The sequence below is a fragment of the Streptomyces sp. NBC_01477 genome (assembly GCF_036227245.1).
Lineage (GTDB): Bacteria > Actinomycetota > Actinomycetes > Streptomycetales > Streptomycetaceae > Actinacidiphila.
Map to the genome: position 1 here is coordinate 5,022,528 of NZ_CP109445.1, position 15,189 is coordinate 5,037,716.

The following is a 15,189-nucleotide window of genomic DNA, read 5'->3' on the forward strand; positions in this document are numbered from 1 at the left end:
TGTCAGCCCGGGACGTAGGGAGTCATGGGTGGCCCGCCCCCAACATTGGCCGCGCCCGGGGGAGTCGAACTGGGTCCGCGCCCCCATGTCCAGCGCCGCCCCCGGCTCGGCATCCTGCCCCCATGAGAGATGACGCGCTTTCGGTCATCGTCAGCGGATCGAGCGCGGCGATGGCCACCACGGGATATCTGTCATGGCTTCGGCAGGAGATCGACCTCCCGCTGCGGGTGCTCCTCACCCACAGCGCCGAGCGCTTCGTACGCCCCGAGGCTGTCTCCTGGTACGCCGACGAGGTCTACGCGAGCGATGCCGCGGACCTCAACCCAACCGAATTCGCCCGCCGTTCACTCGGCATCGTCGTGCTCCCGGCCACCGCCAACACCCTCGCGGCGGCGGCGCTGGGCCTGGCCTCCACCCCCGCGCAGACCGCCCTGCTCGCCTGCCACCGGCCGGCGCTGTTCTTCCCGAGCATGAACAAGCTGATGTGGACGAAGGCCCCGACGCGGCGCCATGTCGCGACCTTGCGCGCCGACGGCCACACCGTGGTGGAGCCGAAGGAGGGTCCCGTCTTCGAGCTGTGGCAGCGGGAGAACGTGATCGGTCTGAAGCTGGCGCCGCCGGACGAGGCGGCGGAACTGATCATCGGCTGGCTGGAGTCGGTGCTGGCGGACGAGCCGGATTCCGCCGAGCCGGACCCGGCTGAGCCGGATTCCGCCGAGTGGGCGCCGGGCGCCGGCGACGTGCAGCCGGCCGGGGACGTGCAGCGGACCGGGGACGTCGCGGCTGTCTGAGACGGCTCGTACGCGGCGCCGCCTGCCGCGTGGCCGGTCCATCCCGCTGTCGGACCGCCGCCCGGAGCGCGGACGGTCGGCGTCCGGTCTTCCTCGGCTCGCGAAGGGGACGGTGTCAGCGGCGGACGGGCGCCGGCTGGTGACGATCGGCTTGTCGACGACGAACGAGCACTCTGCTGTCACGCGCCTGTCACACGGCTACGGCGGACGGCGTGACGCCGGTGGAAGGGCCGCCCCCGCGAGGCCCGAGCCCGGAGGTACGCCCGACCCCGCAGGTACGCCTGGGCGGTCGCCGGCCGGGCGCGGCGGAGTGCGGCCACCGGCCTCCGGCGGGCGCGCCGCATCGCGGCAGCTCGCGGGCGACGCGCCCCCCGGCACCGTCCCGGCACCGTCCCGGCACCGTCCCGGCACCGTCCCGGCACCGTACCGGCGCCGGGACTGACGGCCGATGACGCGTCGACCTCACCACCCGCCAGCGACTCATCGCCCTTTTTGTCCAGTAATGTGCGGATGGCAGGCGATGAGAGAGCGCGAGCGGGACAGCAGCGAGGAGAGATGCCATCATGCGCAACGGTCCTGGACGGCTCCTCCGGCGGTACGCCGTGCTGCTGGCCGTCGCCATGGCGGTCACCGGCGTCCTCGCCTGCATGGGCGGCGTGCTCGCTCCGCCCGCGCGGTCCGCGAGCGCCATCGGCACCGTCGCCGAGCAGCTCAGGAAGCGGCCCGTCTACGTCGATCCGCGTGTGTCGGACCAGCTGACGCCGAGCCAGGCGAAGGCGCTGTCGGACCGGATCAGGTCGGCCGACAGACCGGTCTTCGTGGCCGTACTCCCGGCCACCTCGCAGTTCCCGGCGCAGACCGTCCTGAGGGACCTGCGCTCGGCGACCGGCGTCACCGGCCTCTACGCCATCCGTCTCGGCAGCCGGTTCGACGCCGGCGCCGACCCGCAGGTCATGTCGCCCACCGCGGTCGACAACCTGGTCGGCCAGGTCCAGCGGTCCTCCGGCGGCAGCACCGCCGACGAAGTCGACAGCTTCGTGGCCGGAGCCCTGCCGCAGGCCGGCGGCCGGGCCCCCGACTCCTGGCAGGGCCACAACGGTGGCGTCGGCCCGCTCGGCGCCATTGTGCTCGGCGCGGTCGTGGTCGTCCTGGTCGGCGTCGGATATCTGCTGTTCCGGCGGCGGCGCAAGGCACGCCAGGACCAGCGGCAAGGTCAGCTGCGGCAGCTGCGCAAGGCCGTCGACGAGGACATCACGGCCTTCGGCGAGGAATTGGACCGGCTGGACTTCCGGCCCGCCGACCCCGCGTCGGACGACCTGATGCGCGGCGACTACTCCCAGGCCCTCGACGCGTACGAGCGCGCCAAGTCACTGCTGGGCGCGGCCCGCCGGCCGCAGGACGTACAGCCCGTGACCCACGCCCTGGAGGAGGGCCGCTTCGCGCTGGCGACGCTGGACGCCCGCCGCGGCGGCGAGCCGCTGCCCGAACGGCGTCCGCCGTGCTTCTTCGACCCGCGGCACGGCCCGTCGGTACGCGATGTGCCCTGGGCGCCGGCCGACGGAGCCGTACGCGACGTGCCCGCCTGCGCCGCGGACGCCGCCCGGATCGACGACGGCGCCGCGCCGCTGACCCGTACGGTCGACACCGCCCGCGGCCCGCAGCCGTACTGGAACGCCGGCCCGGCGTACGCCCCCTATGCGGGCGGTTACTTCGGCGGCGGCCTGCTGCCCGGCCTGCTGGTCGGCACCCTGCTGGGCGGATCGCTCTTCGGACCCGGCTCCGGGTACGGGGGCGACGGCAGCGGAGGCGCCCCGGAGGGCGGCGACTACTCGGGGTCCGACTTCGACCCGGGCGACTTCGGGGGCGGGGGTGACGGCGGAGGGGGCGGTTTCAGCGACGGGGGCGGCTTCGAGTGACCCCGGAGCCGCCCGAGGCGGCCGCGTACGAACCTGCGCCCGGCCCCGCACCGGCCCGCGGTCAGTGCCGCCCGGCCGGCGTACGGCGGCGCAGCGCGAACAGTACGCCCGCCCCGGCGGCGATCACCGCGGCGGCCGACCCGGCGAGGAGCCCGCTGCTGCTCCCGCCCCCGCTCTCGGCGAGTTCGGTACCCGGAACGTTCGACGCCCCGGAGGCGGCAGGGGCCGCGGAGGTGGAGGACACCGGCGCGACGGCGCCCGGGGAGGTCGGGCCGGCGGGCGTCGGGGTGCCGGACGGCTGGGCGGCGTCGGGCACGCAGGCGGTGTCCGGGGAGATCGGCAGGTCCGTCAGCCGTACGTCGGCGAGGTCGCCCGCAGTGACCGAGACGTTCCACTGGTAGCCCTGGAGCCACGGCACGAGGATCGTCGTGACCGCTTCTCCGGTCGTGAAGTGGTCGATGTGCCCGGTGCCGACGACCTCGCCGTCGAAGCCGCTCGCCATCCGGATCCGCACGGTGATGTCCGCGGGGGTGCCGGAGGAATCCGTGTCGGTGACGGTGATGGCGGCCTTCGCCGTACCGGTGCCGGTGTCGCAGGACGCCGCCGCGGTGAAGTCACCGATGGTGCAGGCGTAGGCGCTGCCGGAGGCCAGCAGTACGGCAGCGGCTCCGGCCACGGCGGCAGCGGTGACGGCGCGCTTGGTCATCACGGGTCCCTCCCCAGGGAATGTCGACAGGGCCTGCCCGGTTCGGCACCCCCGCTCGCCACGGGCTCCCACCCGCGTTCTCCGCCGGAGGACCGAAGCCCAGGTCGGAGCGGTTCGCATCATGTCACCCCGGTGACGCGCCGGCGCACTTGGCCCCAGGCGCAGAGGACGTCCCCACCGGGCACGGCCTTACGGCAGGTGTCAACGCGGCCTGCGTCCTGACCGGGTTGGAGGCACTCGGGTGACGGACGGTGCCTCCGTCAGGCCCGTGGCGGTAAGGAGGCCCTGAACGGGCGTGCTCGGCCCTGCTCACGACGGACGGGGCAACGGTTCCGCGAAACCCGGATCGGTGTGTAACAACGCGCTCCAGAACTGTCGTTCAGCCAGGATCCCGCAGTGACAGAGCTGTTGCGCTTTGCCTCCGATACTGATCATCACCTCGCCACCACGTCCGATCACCGGGAGAAACCGTGTCTCGTGCCCTGCGCACCGCCGCTGTCGCCGCCACTGCCCTCGTCGCGGCTCTCGGGCTCTCCGCCTGCGACTCGGGGTCGTCCACGTCGGCGGACGCACCGGCGAAGCCGTCGGCGTCCACGTCGGCCTCCACCTCGACGGACGCGAACGCTCCCGGGGCCGCCCCCACCGCGGACGTACCGGACGCGACGGACACGGCCGGCGCGAAGCCCGACTCGGGCGGCACGAAGGCGTCGTCCTCCGGCGGCAACGGCAAGCCCGCTGCTGCCGTCACCGGCCGCTGCCACACGGCCGGGTTGACATTCTCCTTCGGCAACGGGGACCAGAGCTACAGCAGTTCCGACGACCAGCAGCACCTTGAGGTCGTGATGACGAACAGCAGCGGAGCGACCTGCACGGTCAAGGGCTTCCCGGGCGTGGACCTCAAGGCCGCGGACACCTGGTCTCTCGTCCGCTCCTCCACGTCCGCCTCCACCGTCACCCTCAAGCCGGGCGCGAACGCGAGCTTCGTCATCACCTACCTCCCCTGGGAGGCGGGCAGCGGCGTGGAGTTCAAGGCGAAGAGCCTCGTCATCACCCCGCCCAACGAGACCACGTCCGCCACCCTCAACTGGCCCGGCGGCAACGTCCTGCGCCAGGACGGCGCCACCCACCCCGGCACATACGTCGGCCCCGTCACCGCCTCCTGACCCTCCCGGGCCGCACCGTCCCCGCTTGCCGGGCCGTCCGGCGGTCCATCCGCCACGGCCGGCGCTGCCGCGGATGCTGTCAGAGCAGAACGGCGCTCGGCTGCCCGTGGACCAGTTCGCGCAGTTTCTCCTGGCTCGCCGGGTCGGTCGAGTACACCACTGTGCCGACCATGCCGCGTGTGAGCAGGACCTTGTACGTGTTGCGGATCAGGCGGTCCACGTCGGCGTCCGACGTGGCCTTCTTGAAGACCGGGTCCTTGGACTTCGTACGGTCGGTGACCCAGCGGTCGGCGCGCCAGACGAGGTCGGGGCCGATGATCACGCCGGACCAGTCGTACTCGAATCCCTGGGCGGTGTAGACGCAGCCGATCTGCCCGAAGCCGGCCGGGTCGGTCGCCCACAGGGCGGACGGGGGCGCCCCGGAGATGGCGCGCTCGCCGCGCAGGTTCCAGGGGCGTGCCCAGTCGCCGATCACCACGTCCGCCGGGAGCGGGTCCCCGGGCTTGGGCTCGGGTGACCAGGGCCAGCAGTAGCCCGCGGACATACGTGCGCTGAATTGGTCGTTGACGCGGCGCCCTGCGAGAAATGCCTCCATCTCTTCCGGGCTCCCCGCAACGTGGAGTTGCATGCGGTCGTCGGGTTCCCAGGAGACCGGGCCGCCCGGCTCCAGGCCGAGTAGCCGCACTACCCATCGCAGGTAGGCGTCGCTGCCGCCGCAGCGGAACTGGCTTTCCAGCCTTACGAGATGGCAGTCGATCCCCTTGCGTTCCGCAGCTGCCTTGATCTCGGCGACGGTCCCCATTTCGCCGGGGCGCACCACCTGGTGCTCGTCGAGGAGGAAGACGGGGACGCGGGCGACGTCGATGAGTTCGTCGATCTGCGGCCTGCCCGTGCGGTGGACGGCCGAGGTGTAGCGGTTGGCCGAGGTCTCCCGCATGCGGTGGGCCTCGTCGCAGATCACCACGTCGAGGGTGTTCTTCTCGGTCGTCATGAAGCTGTTGAAGTACTTGAAGAGGTCCTGCACCTCGCGCTTGCGGGCGCCGGCCACCTTGCGCATGGTCTTGGTGAACGACTGGGAACCGGTGGCGTGCAGAGCTGGGACTCCCTGCCGGTACAACTCTCCGAGTACGGACAGCGCGATGACGCTCTTGCCGGTTCCAGGACCGCCCGTGACGACCACGACCTCCTTGTGGTCGGACCGCTTGGCCCGGCGGACGGCGTTGAGCACTATGCGGTAGGCGACCTGCTGCTCGTCCAGCAGGACGAACTGCTCCCGCTCGCGCACCTCCTGTGCCGCCAGCGCCATCAGTTGCTTCGACGGGACCGTCCTGCCGGCCTGCAGTTCGTCGGCTGCCCGAGCCCCGGGATGCTTGTTGCTCAGCTTGGTCCTGAGGTGGCTGAGGAACGCTCCCCTGCTCTCACCGGTGAACAACTGCCCCCGGTCGTCGAGTTCGATCTCTCGTAGGCCGCTCACGCCGAACTCGGTGGCGTTATGGAGGTACGCCACCCCGCTGACGCGCTTCGGATGCTCGGCGAGGGCACCATTGAAGTTGACCAGGTATTCGCAGTAGCGGCGCACCTGCTCGATCGGATTGAGGACGGGCTGCGCGTAGGCGTCGACCTGGCAGAGCACGGGATCGTCTTCATGCGGGCTGGCCTGACTCCACTGCTTCAACTCGACGACGACGTAGGACGGCTCCCCACTGACCGGGTGCACGCCGGCGAGCACGGCGTCGGCTCGCTTGCTGTTCAGCGGCAGCGCGTACTCCAGCATCACTTCCACGTCACCGAGACCGGCGTCGTTCAGGGCCGAGGCCAGCGCAGGAATGCTGCGCTCCCAGGAGCGGGCCTCAGAAGGCCCAGGGCGGTACCCGTGCATGTGAACGAACTGCTCGGTGAGGTGGAGGAAGAGCGAGCCGTCGAGGCCCATGACGGCAACCGTCCTGGCTGACGCGCGGAATAGCAAGGAGATCCCCCAGGCAGCACGAAGTGACTCGTGCGGGTGGGGGCATGTCCTTCGAAACTCCACCGGGGTGGAGCGGAAGCCCGTCGGGCCGCGATGACGATGTGATCAAGGGTACCTACGCGCCAGATAGTGCAAAAGGCGGCGATCACGCGGTGTGCGAGACGTGCTGGCCGTACTGAGATTCAGAGGCCCGACACTTCCGGCATCAAAGGAATCAGGCGCTCGGGACTCTCGTCTCGCACTGTCGGCCCGAGCGCGGCTCTGCAGGCACCAACCCCTTTTTCAGTACCTCCGGTTGTGCGTTAACGTGGTCTTGCAGCACGTGCTCTCCCCGGAGGGTGTACCCGACGTGAACTGCGGAGACGTAGAACTTTCGGTTTCGGTGGTGCGACCTCTCGGTGCGCTCCCGGCGGGAGCCGTCCGGCGTCCGTCACCGTTCATACCGAAGGGGACGCATTCCTGTGGCTGTCGTCGAGTACACGACCAAGCACCGCATTTGGGTCCGTGATGTCCTGGTGGGCATTGCGGCGGGCCTCGGCTCGAACCTGATGTGGGTGCTGGCGCAGACCGTGGTGCACCGCCTCGGCTGAGCCAGGCGGCGGGCGGGCCTCCGGGGGCCCGCCCCTCACACCGCCCAGCGCGGACTAGTCTACAGATCGTCATTGCGGCCCGACGGGCTTCCGCTCCGCTCCGGTGGAGCCACGAAGGACATGCCCCCACCCGCACGAGTCCTCTCGTGCCCGGGGAACCTTCGTGCTCCTGCAATTGTCCGCCGCCGAACTCGGCCTGCTCATCGACGCCAAGCCTGGATCGGCGCATCTCCCGCTCACCGAGCGGCTGATGGAGGCGCATTCTGCAATCAAGGGACGAGTTGCCGATCAGGGCGACGTCGCCTCCTGGAACAACAGCATTCCCGTCGTGGTAGGAGCACTGCTCGATTGCGGCCTCCACGAGGTCGAGGTGCAGGTCGAAGTCGACCTGCCCCATACCAACAGCGCAGTCGACCTGGTGTTGTGCGGCCGGCGTCCGGGCACGCTGGAGCCCTCGTACCTCGCGGTCGAGCTGAAGCAGGTGCGGAAGGCCACCGTCGACCCACGCTGTCCGATCGCTGTCGACCTCGGGTTCGGCGACGGGAAGAACAAGCTGCATCCTGTGCGCCAGATCCAGCGCTACTGTGAGTACATGATGCGCTACCTTCCCCATCTGCGGGAGGGCGAAGATCGGTTGGCGGGCGTGGCGCTGCTGCATAACGCGCGGAACGCAGACGTGGCGGCGCTGTTCGATCTGCCGGAGACGGACCACGGCTTTCTCTACACCCTTGACGACCTGGACCGGTTCCGGCGAGTCCTCACCTCGAGGTTCGCCCCGCTCGCGGGAAGGGGTGCCGCGACCGCACTGGACGAGGCGCGAAGCGACCCTCTGCTCAAGGTCACAGACGTGGCGCGGCAACGCAGCGTCACCGGCGGTGGTCTCACGCTCCTCGACGAGCAGTACCTCGCGTTCGACCGGATCACCCGGCATCTGGAATTGACTGCTCCCCTTGCCGACTTCAACGTCGGACTGTTCTACGACCCGGACGCCGCCCCCGACGCCGAACCCGGCATCGCCAAAGATCCTGTCTCTGCTCCACAGGGCAAGCGCGTCTACATCCTCCGGGGCGGCCCGGGCAGTGGGAAGAGCGCCGTGGCCTTGGAATTGCAGCGCGCCCTCGGGCTCAAGAACCGTGAGGCCGTGCTGGCGAGCGGGTCCCACGCGTACACGGAGACCTTGCGCGAGATCATGGTCAGCGGGGCACGCCGAGGGCAGCTCGCGAGCAGACGCGAAGCGGCTGGCAAGATGTACCGGTACTTCAACAGCTTCAACGGCAGCTCGCCGGACAGCGTCGACATCCTGATCTGCGACGAGGCCCATCGCATGCGACGGAGCTCCACTTACCGCTGGACCCGGAAGGAACTCCGGGACGACGACCGACCTCAGGCGTCCGAGCTGATCAGTGCTGCCAGGGTGCCTATCTTCCTGCTCGACGACCATCAGTCGATCCGCCCCGACGAAGTGGGCACCGCCGACTATCTCAGGAAGATCGCCGAAGACGCCGGCTGCCAGGTCGAGATGTCGGACCTCGATGGGACCTTCCGGGCGGGTGGCAGCAAGCGCTACCAGAGCTGGGTGCAGCAGCTGCTGGGGCTGGGCACCTCCTCGGATCCTGTTCCGTGGCGACCAGACGGAAAAATGACACTCACCGTCGCCGACTCCCCTGAGCAGATGGAGCAGTTCATCCTGGAACGTCATCGTGCGTCGTCCACGGCACGGATCACCGCAGGCTTCTGCTGGCCGTGGAGCAATCCGGACGGGGAACGGCTCGTTGATGACGTTGACATCGAGGGCTGGCGCCGCCCGTGGAATGTGAAACCGGAGCACAGCGTTCCGCACGCCCCGCGGTCCGACCTGTGGTCGACCGACCGCCGAGGCGTCGGCCAGATCGGCTGCGTCTACACGGCCCAGACCTTCGAGTACGACTGGAACGGCGTCATCATCGGTCCCGACCTGCTCTTCCGCAACGGAAAGTTCACGGTGAACCGGGCTGCCTCGCGCGACCCCGCCTTCCGCGGCTCGTTCGACGAACAGGTCATCGAACGGTGCGTCCGCAATGCGTACCACGTGCTCCTCACCCGCGGTGTCTTCGGGACCGTGGTCTACGCGGTTGACCCGGACACGCACAATGAGCTGCGCAGGCTGATCACTGGCGCCATCGGTATGCAGCACTACGACGGCGCCCAGCCGAAGCTCACCGCTGAGGGATCGCAGCTGCCGCCCGAATACCGGCGTCGCAGTTCGCCATGATCCCGTCCTGACTGACGGGAAACCTTCCCCCTTTGCCGAGAGGCCGGCGCGGCGCACACCGGTGCTGCCCGCCCGTGTCCGCCGCCAAGTGCCCGGGGTCGCCGACACGAGGAAGAGGACACCGCCGCGCCCGCTCGACGTCCAGGAGCTCTCGACGGAACTGGCGCCGACCGCTCGTGGAGTGCCCGGGCGTGCCACGGTCGAGGGTGCTGTACGGGGCGCGTCGGCTGCCGTTCTACGGTGACCGCCCCCGCCGGTCCCGTTCGCCGGGGTCCGGCGAGGTGGTCAGCTGCGGCTCGCTCCCGGGGGTGCCCGGGACAATCCGGTCGATGACGGCTGCGGCCCGCTCCGGGCGAGCCTTCGGCCAGTTGCCGAGGTGTTCCTGTACGGCCTCTGCGATGCAGTTGCGTACGGGGGCGTTGCCCAGCGTGCCGCGGGTGGCGCCTTCGAACGTGGGGAAGTCCAGCTTCACTGACACGACCGCGGTCAGGCCATAGCCGATCCGATCAGCACTGAGGTCAGAACTGGCAGCCATCAGGATCCGATGCTTCCGTGCGTATGCGTATGCGTATGCGTAGGCCGCGACCGCCGTGCCGTCGCGGAAGCCTTCCACATGGGTGCCGCAGTAGAGGGTTGGGCGGCTGTTGGCGAAGCCGCGGAGCCGCTCCTCGCGTGAGGTGCACCACTGTAGGGCGACCTCCGCGGTGCCTTCCTTCCATCCGCTGGTCCTCCCACTCGAAACCGATCACGTCCGGATGAATGGGTCTCCCCGCCCGGCACCGAGGAAGGTGACGAAGTCCCGCGCCCCGCGAGCGGATTGGAACCGTGCTGATTGGGGCTCGCCCGGGTGGCGCGCGTCGTTCAGTGAGATTCTCAGGCTCCGGTTGAGGAAGGCCAGTTCGTGGAGGCGTTCCGCCAGCACTGCGAACGAGCACTCGACGGTCTCGAAGATGTCGGGGTCGGGCCAGAAGGCGATGGTGGTCCCGCCGTCCGCAGCCGGTCCCACGGCACTGGGCGGGGCAACGGGTACGCCGCGTGTGTAGCGCTGGACCCGGCGGGTGCCCTTGCGCCGCACCTCGGCTGTCAGGCGGTTCGACAGGGCGTTGGTGACGTAGAGACCGAGGACCGCAGGGCCCATGGCCGCGGTTTTGCAGCCGACGAGCTCCCACCGGGGAGGCACGCGGGTCAGCAGGGTTTCGAGGGCGGGGCCATCGGTGTCCCCGGCTGCTTCGACGGGAACCCCCAGCCCGCCGTCGGTGACGCTCACGCCGCCTCCGCGCGTGAGGGTGACCTCGACGGAAGTGGCACGGCCGGCCAGGACCTCGTTCAGCGCCCGGCCCAAGACCTCGAACACCGCATTGTGCAGGCCGCGTTCGCCGGTCGAGCCGACGTACATCCCAGGCCGCTTGCGAATGGTCTCCCACTCGTACAGCACCGTGATGTCACTTGCGTCGTAGCTCTTGGCGCCCTCGCTCATGAAGCCCACTCCGACTGTGTCCAGCAGACCTCGCCAGCGTAGGCGCCTTCCCGGAAAACGCCAGGTCAGGTGGTTTGGCGAAGGGTATGAGCGTGCGGGTGAGCGCCTCTCCGGAGGTGGTCGCTCCGGCAGCTGAGGGCAGCAGCCACAATGCGGCCGGCCCTCGAGCGAGGCTGCGTAGGACCCCTTTCTCAGCACCCCCCACGTGCCTGATTTCACGCTCTCGACCCGCACGGCCCGCCGTTGCAGCCTCGCGATCGGCGGGGGACGTGTGCCGTGGATGCGCACCGGGGTGGGCGCATCCCAGGTCGGTGGAACACCTGATGCTGGTGGTGACGGTTCGCTACGTTGGTGTCGGGTTCTCGGGGGAGGCGCCCGAGGCGGGCGGGATAGGGGGCCGGACGTGCCTGTGGAGGTCGTGCCGCTGCTGATGTTCGGCCTTGTCTGCCTTCTCGCCGGGATCATGGGGGAGAGCGTCGAGGCGGGCAACGTCAAGCTCCCAGCGCTGAAGAAGAAGCAGGTCCGCGCTGCGGCCGCAGCGATCGGAGTCGTCGCTCTGCTGCTCGGGATGATGGTATTTCTTCGGGACGGTCCGGATCCCGGGGACGACTCGGGCGCGGACGGCCCGAACGGCCCGACCACCACGCTCTCCTCCGCTCCCTTCACCATCCCGTCCACCACGCCCCCCGCGAGCACGCCCGCCGATGTGGTCCCCTCGCTGGCGCCCAGGGAATCCGTCACTCAGCCGTCCGAACCCGAGCCCGTATCCGCCGGTGTGCGGTGGCACGGCACCCTGACCTTGGACGGCGAGAACATGCAGACGGGGTGGGCGCTCGACTCGGTCCCGCCCTCCCGGGCCCTGACCGGTGACATCGGCCTCATCTGCCAACTGGTCTGCGAGACAGGCCAAATGTGGGGCAACGCGCTCGCCAGCTGGTCCGGCGCTTCGCCACCCACCCGTGAGCAGTGCCGGGACCGGCTCAACACCACGGTAGGCACCCAGCAGTTGGAGGCCGAGCCGGGCACCATGGGCTGCGTGGGCACCACCGACATGAGGATCGCGTACTTCAAAATGCTCACCATGCGCGGCTCGCACATGACCCTCGAAGCGATGGTCTGGGAGCTTCCCCCGGAATAACGGTCACGTGTCCGGTCATCGGGGCGAGGCGGCCTGCGCCGGAGGGGGCGGGGATTGTCACATCTGGTGTACGGGCGCTGCTGCGAGGGTCGTTCAGGACGGCGGCGGGCATGGGCGTTACCCCTGGCGGAGGATCTCCCGCACATCAGCGGCGAGAGCCGACATCTGCTCTCCGACCTTCGTCGTCGTCCTCACCAGGGGAAACGAACGACTTGCGCGGCTAACCCCCTGTTCCTCGAAGCTTCGGGACATCCCCGGCCGGGACCGTTTCCACACCTCGCGCATCGCCCCGTCGTGCGCCTGCTGATCCTGGAGGACCGTTGTGTCCGTTTACCTTCTGATCGCCACCCTGGCGATCACCATGACCCTCATCCTCGGCGTCACGGTCGTCGCCGTCGTCGCCGTGCGTTCCGCCGTCCCGGAATCCATCCCGGCCGTCCTGCGTGCACTGGCCGCGTTGGTGAGTGCCGTGCTGCGTCGCCAGCGCAAGTAGTGGCCGTCCGTGCCCGCCGCTTGCGCAAGCGGCGGGCACGGACTTCCCATAAGGACGCTCCCTGCAACGTGAAGAGGTCGTCCGATCGGAGGAAAAGCTCGGGCCCCTCACAAGGGCCCGAGCTGCTTGCGCGTCTGTACCCGCATCGCCCGCACCCGACGGGCGAGGGCACGGGTTCTGTCTGCGGACGCGATCGATGAGACTGCTCGGATCAGCCTGCCGCTTTGAGGCGGAAGGGATGGCCACCCGCGGCAGTCGCAGTACAGTCCTCAGGCGTCTACGACTGGATCATGAGACCTGATGGCTGCCGCTCGGTGAAGACGGCGAGCTGACGGAATTCGCCTCCAGGTCCGTCTTGTAGTGAGTGCGGCTGCCAGTTGAGGGAAAACGAGCCGCGCAGGTTTCGCGTGTTGGCCGGGTAGTCGCCGCCACCTCGAAGGAGTGGGTTCGGGAGGGTGCGGCCCTCGTGGAGGCGGAAGTCGCGGTCACGGGTGTCGTCCTGCTTCGGCGGCATCCACAGGCCGGCTTCATTGGTGATGAGGAGGGCCAGGCCGTTCCGGTCGGGCTTGCCGAAGCGCTCCAGACGGGCGATGTCGGAGACGAAGCCAGTCGAGCCAGGTCGGTGGCTGAGTGAGACCTCAGTGCGTACCGCTCCTGGCCAGGTCCGGCCATACCCGACCACTCCGCCGTGCGGTCCTTGAACTCGATGGCAGCCTGGGCTGCGGAGCCGACGCAGAGCAGGTCGAGGTACTCGGCGCCGGCGGCGTCCGGTGCGTTCTGCCGCACCTCCAGCCTGGATCGGATATTTCGGACAGCGGGGTCCCGCTGGAGGAGGTCTCTCGGCTGGTGGGGCACTCCGGCACGGCCGTCACGGAGGAGGTCTACCGGAAGCAGATCCGGCCGGTGACCCAAACCGGAGCCATCGCCATGGACCACATCTTCCGGCGTGATCCGAAACCGTAGACACTCAGTTTGGCTCCCAGCACGCGTGAGGGCCTCCTACCGAATTCGGCAGGAGGCCCTGACCTGCTGCTTTGGAGTCGGGGTGGCGGGATTTGAACCCACGAACTCTTCGTCCCGAATGCCGTCGAACCGGGGCCGCGAGCTGGGTGCTTGGCGTTGCCGCAGGTCAGAGGGCTGGGCTGAATGGGTCTGGTGTGGTGTCGAGGGGGCTCGGGGAGCCGTTCGGCTCCCAAATGGCTCCCAGGAACCAGGGGCCTGACCTGCTTCATCACGCCTGACGTGACGAGGATCCGGACCGTCGGCGTCAGAGCTTCACAAGCACGACGCGGTCGCCGCAGAGTTTGTGCATGTCGTCCTCGTCGGAGGTGAAGATCGTGACCCGGCCGGGCTGCCGGAGGGCCACGGCGGCCAGGGCTGCGTCGATCGCGTACTTGTGGCCGTGCAGCCCAGCGTCCTGCAGGAGGTCAATGGCGGCATTCGCGATCTGCTCGGTCACCGGCTCCACACGCAGCCGCGACAGCGCCCAGCGCCAGGCCGGCCGGTGAAGCTTGGCGTGGTACGCCTCAATGAGGGTCATCGACGTCGTGACCACCGGGATGTCCGAGCGGTCGGCCTCCTTGATGCGCGCGCCCATCCGCCGGTCGCCGCGTACCCACTGGGACAGGCCCTCACTGTCGAGCAGGTAGACCTGCCCGTCGCTCACGCGGCAGCTCCGGGCGGATTGGCCGCCTTGCGCGCCCGCTCCTCGCGTTCGGCGTGGGCCCGCTCGATCTCCCGGCGCTCGGCCTCCGCTTCGGCCAATTCTTCCTCCGTGACGGGCCCGTATTCGGACTCCCACCAGTCGACGGCTTCGTGCAACCGCTCCCGCTCCCGCTGGCGCTCGACAGCCTGTGTGACGTAGCGGCTGAAGCCGCCGGGGCCGACCTCGGAGCGGATCTCCTCGGCCAGCTCCTCCGGCAAGGTCACGGTGTATTTCTTGGTTGCCATACCGTCGACCATACCGACTGTGTGACACATTCGCCATCACGGGCGAAGGGGCCGTCGGGCACAGAAGCCCGCCGGCCCCAGACGCCGACGCGCTGCCCAGGACGTGACATCTGCCAGGGGCTGCGCCCGGGCGGGTCAGTCCAGCCGGACCACCATCGCGTCGCCGTCACGAGCGGCGGCCTCGAAGAACGGCACCAGAGCGTCATAGTGGTGGACGACGTACTTCAGCCAATCTCCGACTTCGTCCTCCGCGATGCCCGGGTACAGATCGGCGCGGGCGAGTTCAGCTGCGGTTATGCCCCGGCTGAGGACGTTGCTCAGGGTGCCCGCCAGAGCTGCGGACGCGGCGCGGACCTGCTCAGGGGTGAGGTAACGGGGTGGCCCGTACCCCCAGTCGTCTGCTCCGGGGATCTCCTCCTCGCCATGAACGATGTCGACGGGAAAGTCGACCCGCCGCAGCATGAGGGCCAGGGTGTCCCACGCCTTGCCGATGTCGAGACAGCGGGACTGAGAGCCGCCAGTTTCGTCCATCCCGACATCGATCAGCTCCTCGATGAAGTCCAGGGCCCAGCGTGGATCCTCGACCGCGCGCTCGAGTTCGGCCGGCGTCAGGCGGGCATACTCGCCGATCATGCTCATGGTCCGGATCGTAGATGTTGGGGCTGACAGAGGCTCTGGCCCCCTGAGCCCCCATCCTCTCAGCGCCCGCCGTAGCCGGCGGCTGGGTCCCTTTGCGGTACAAGCGGTC

Annotated in this window: 14 protein-coding genes and 2 pseudogenes; 8 read left to right on the forward strand and 8 right to left on the reverse strand. The window is 69.4% G+C overall.

The window, feature by feature from the left end; all coding sequences use genetic code 11:
• Positions 1 to 122 precede the first annotated feature (122 nt).
• Both OHA86_RS21185 and OHA86_RS21190 read left to right on the forward strand, forming a co-directional pair.
• Entirely contained in the window at positions 123 to 791 is a 669-nt protein-coding gene (locus OHA86_RS21185; RefSeq protein WP_329177568.1) for a flavoprotein, read from the forward strand.
• A 563-nt stretch (positions 792 to 1,354) separates the two neighbouring features.
• Positions 1,355 to 2,707, forward strand: a complete 1,353-nt coding sequence (locus OHA86_RS21190) for a hypothetical protein (protein WP_329177570.1) — start codon at positions 1,355 to 1,357, stop codon at positions 2,705 to 2,707.
• Positions 2,708 to 2,768: 61 nt separating this feature from the next.
• Here the strand turns inward: OHA86_RS21190 and OHA86_RS21195 are convergent, their stop codons facing one another.
• Complete coding sequence (locus OHA86_RS21195; RefSeq protein ID WP_329177572.1) at positions 2,769 to 3,413, reverse strand: LAETG motif-containing sortase-dependent surface protein; 645 nt, start codon at positions 3,411 to 3,413, stop codon at positions 2,769 to 2,771.
• 470 nt (positions 3,414 to 3,883) lie between these two features.
• Here OHA86_RS21195 and OHA86_RS21200 point away from each other — a divergent pair, with 470 nt between their 5' ends.
• Positions 3,884 to 4,576, forward strand: a complete 693-nt coding sequence (locus tag OHA86_RS21200) for a DUF4232 domain-containing protein (protein ID WP_329177574.1) — start codon at positions 3,884 to 3,886, stop codon at positions 4,574 to 4,576.
• Between the two features lie 79 nt (positions 4,577 to 4,655).
• On the opposite strand, the gene OHA86_RS21205 is transcribed toward OHA86_RS21200, so the two are convergent.
• On the reverse strand, positions 4,656 to 6,542 hold the full coding sequence (locus tag OHA86_RS21205) for a DUF2075 domain-containing protein (RefSeq protein WP_329177576.1): 1,887 nt from the start codon (positions 6,540 to 6,542) through the stop codon (positions 4,656 to 4,658).
• 461 nt (positions 6,543 to 7,003) lie between these two features.
• Between OHA86_RS21205 and OHA86_RS21210 the strand changes: the two genes are divergently transcribed.
• Both OHA86_RS21210 and OHA86_RS21215 read left to right on the forward strand, forming a co-directional pair.
• Entirely contained in the window at positions 7,004 to 7,132 is a 129-nt protein-coding gene (locus tag OHA86_RS21210) for a DUF6408 family protein (protein ID WP_329177578.1), read from the forward strand.
• A gap of 163 nt (positions 7,133 to 7,295) precedes the next feature.
• Positions 7,296 to 9,383, forward strand: a complete 2,088-nt coding sequence (locus tag OHA86_RS21215; protein WP_329177579.1) for a DUF2075 domain-containing protein — start codon at positions 7,296 to 7,298, stop codon at positions 9,381 to 9,383.
• 235 nt (positions 9,384 to 9,618) lie between these two features.
• Here OHA86_RS21215 and OHA86_RS21220 read toward each other — a convergent pair.
• Both OHA86_RS21220 and OHA86_RS21225 read right to left on the reverse strand, forming a co-directional pair.
• A pseudogene (locus OHA86_RS21220) lies at positions 9,619 to 10,086 on the reverse strand (hypothetical protein); the annotation flags it as partial.
• 42 nt (positions 10,087 to 10,128) lie between these two features.
• Entirely contained in the window at positions 10,129 to 10,860 is a 732-nt protein-coding gene (locus OHA86_RS21225; protein ID WP_329177581.1) for a hypothetical protein, read from the reverse strand.
• Between the two features lie 403 nt (positions 10,861 to 11,263).
• On the opposite strand from OHA86_RS21225, the gene OHA86_RS21230 reads away from it, so the two are divergent.
• Together OHA86_RS21230 and OHA86_RS21235 are read left to right on the forward strand one after the other, a co-directional pair.
• Entirely contained in the window at positions 11,264 to 11,998 is a 735-nt protein-coding gene (locus tag OHA86_RS21230; protein WP_329177583.1) for a hypothetical protein, read from the forward strand.
• Between the two features lie 322 nt (positions 11,999 to 12,320).
• The gene (locus OHA86_RS21235) at positions 12,321 to 12,491 is read left to right on the forward strand and encodes a hypothetical protein (protein ID WP_329177585.1); all 171 of its coding nucleotides are present in this window, start codon (positions 12,321 to 12,323) and stop codon (positions 12,489 to 12,491) included.
• A gap of 277 nt (positions 12,492 to 12,768) precedes the next feature.
• On the opposite strand, the gene OHA86_RS21240 is transcribed toward OHA86_RS21235, so the two are convergent.
• On the reverse strand, positions 12,769 to 13,173 hold the full coding sequence (locus OHA86_RS21240; RefSeq protein ID WP_329182695.1) for a hypothetical protein: 405 nt from the start codon (positions 13,171 to 13,173) through the stop codon (positions 12,769 to 12,771).
• Between the two features lie 122 nt (positions 13,174 to 13,295).
• Here OHA86_RS21240 and OHA86_RS21245 point away from each other — a divergent pair.
• A pseudogene (locus tag OHA86_RS21245) lies at positions 13,296 to 13,454 on the forward strand (site-specific integrase); the annotation flags it as partial.
• Positions 13,455 to 13,758: 304 nt separating this feature from the next.
• On the opposite strand, the gene OHA86_RS21250 reads toward OHA86_RS21245, so the two are convergent.
• From OHA86_RS21250 to OHA86_RS21260, 3 genes are all read right to left on the reverse strand, one after another.
• Positions 13,759 to 14,157 carry a PIN domain-containing protein gene (locus tag OHA86_RS21250; RefSeq protein ID WP_329177587.1) on the reverse strand — a complete coding sequence of 133 codons (399 nt, stop codon included), beginning with the start codon at positions 14,155 to 14,157 and terminating at the stop codon, positions 13,759 to 13,761.
• Positions 14,154 to 14,441 carry a hypothetical protein gene (locus tag OHA86_RS21255; RefSeq protein WP_329177588.1) on the reverse strand — a complete coding sequence of 96 codons (288 nt, stop codon included), beginning with the start codon at positions 14,439 to 14,441 and terminating at the stop codon, positions 14,154 to 14,156. Before OHA86_RS21255 ends, OHA86_RS21250 begins: the two co-directional genes overlap by 4 nt.
• A 135-nt stretch (positions 14,442 to 14,576) precedes the next feature.
• The gene (locus OHA86_RS21260; RefSeq protein ID WP_329177590.1) at positions 14,577 to 15,080 is read right to left on the reverse strand and encodes a YfbM family protein; all 504 of its coding nucleotides are present in this window, start codon (positions 15,078 to 15,080) and stop codon (positions 14,577 to 14,579) included.
• Positions 15,081 to 15,189 lie beyond the last annotated feature (109 nt).

Excerpts from the sequence above, each read along its gene's own strand:
- OHA86_RS21255 (WP_329177588.1), bottom strand. The coding sequence starts at position 14,441 with ATGGCAACCAAGAAATACACCGTGACCTTGCCGGAGGAGCTGGCCGAG.
- OHA86_RS21260 (WP_329177590.1), bottom strand. The coding sequence starts at position 15,080 with ATGAGCATGATCGGCGAGTATGCCCGCCTGACGCCGGCCGAACTCGAG.
- OHA86_RS21185 (WP_329177568.1), top strand. The coding sequence starts at position 123 with ATGAGAGATGACGCGCTTTCGGTCATCGTCAGCGGATCGAGCGCGGCG.
- OHA86_RS21195 (WP_329177572.1), bottom strand. The coding sequence starts at position 3,413 with ATGACCAAGCGCGCCGTCACCGCTGCCGCCGTGGCCGGAGCCGCTGCC.
- OHA86_RS21225 (WP_329177581.1), bottom strand. The coding sequence starts at position 10,860 with ATGAGCGAGGGCGCCAAGAGCTACGACGCAAGTGACATCACGGTGCTG.
- OHA86_RS21190 (WP_329177570.1), top strand. The coding sequence starts at position 1,355 with ATGCGCAACGGTCCTGGACGGCTCCTCCGGCGGTACGCCGTGCTGCTG.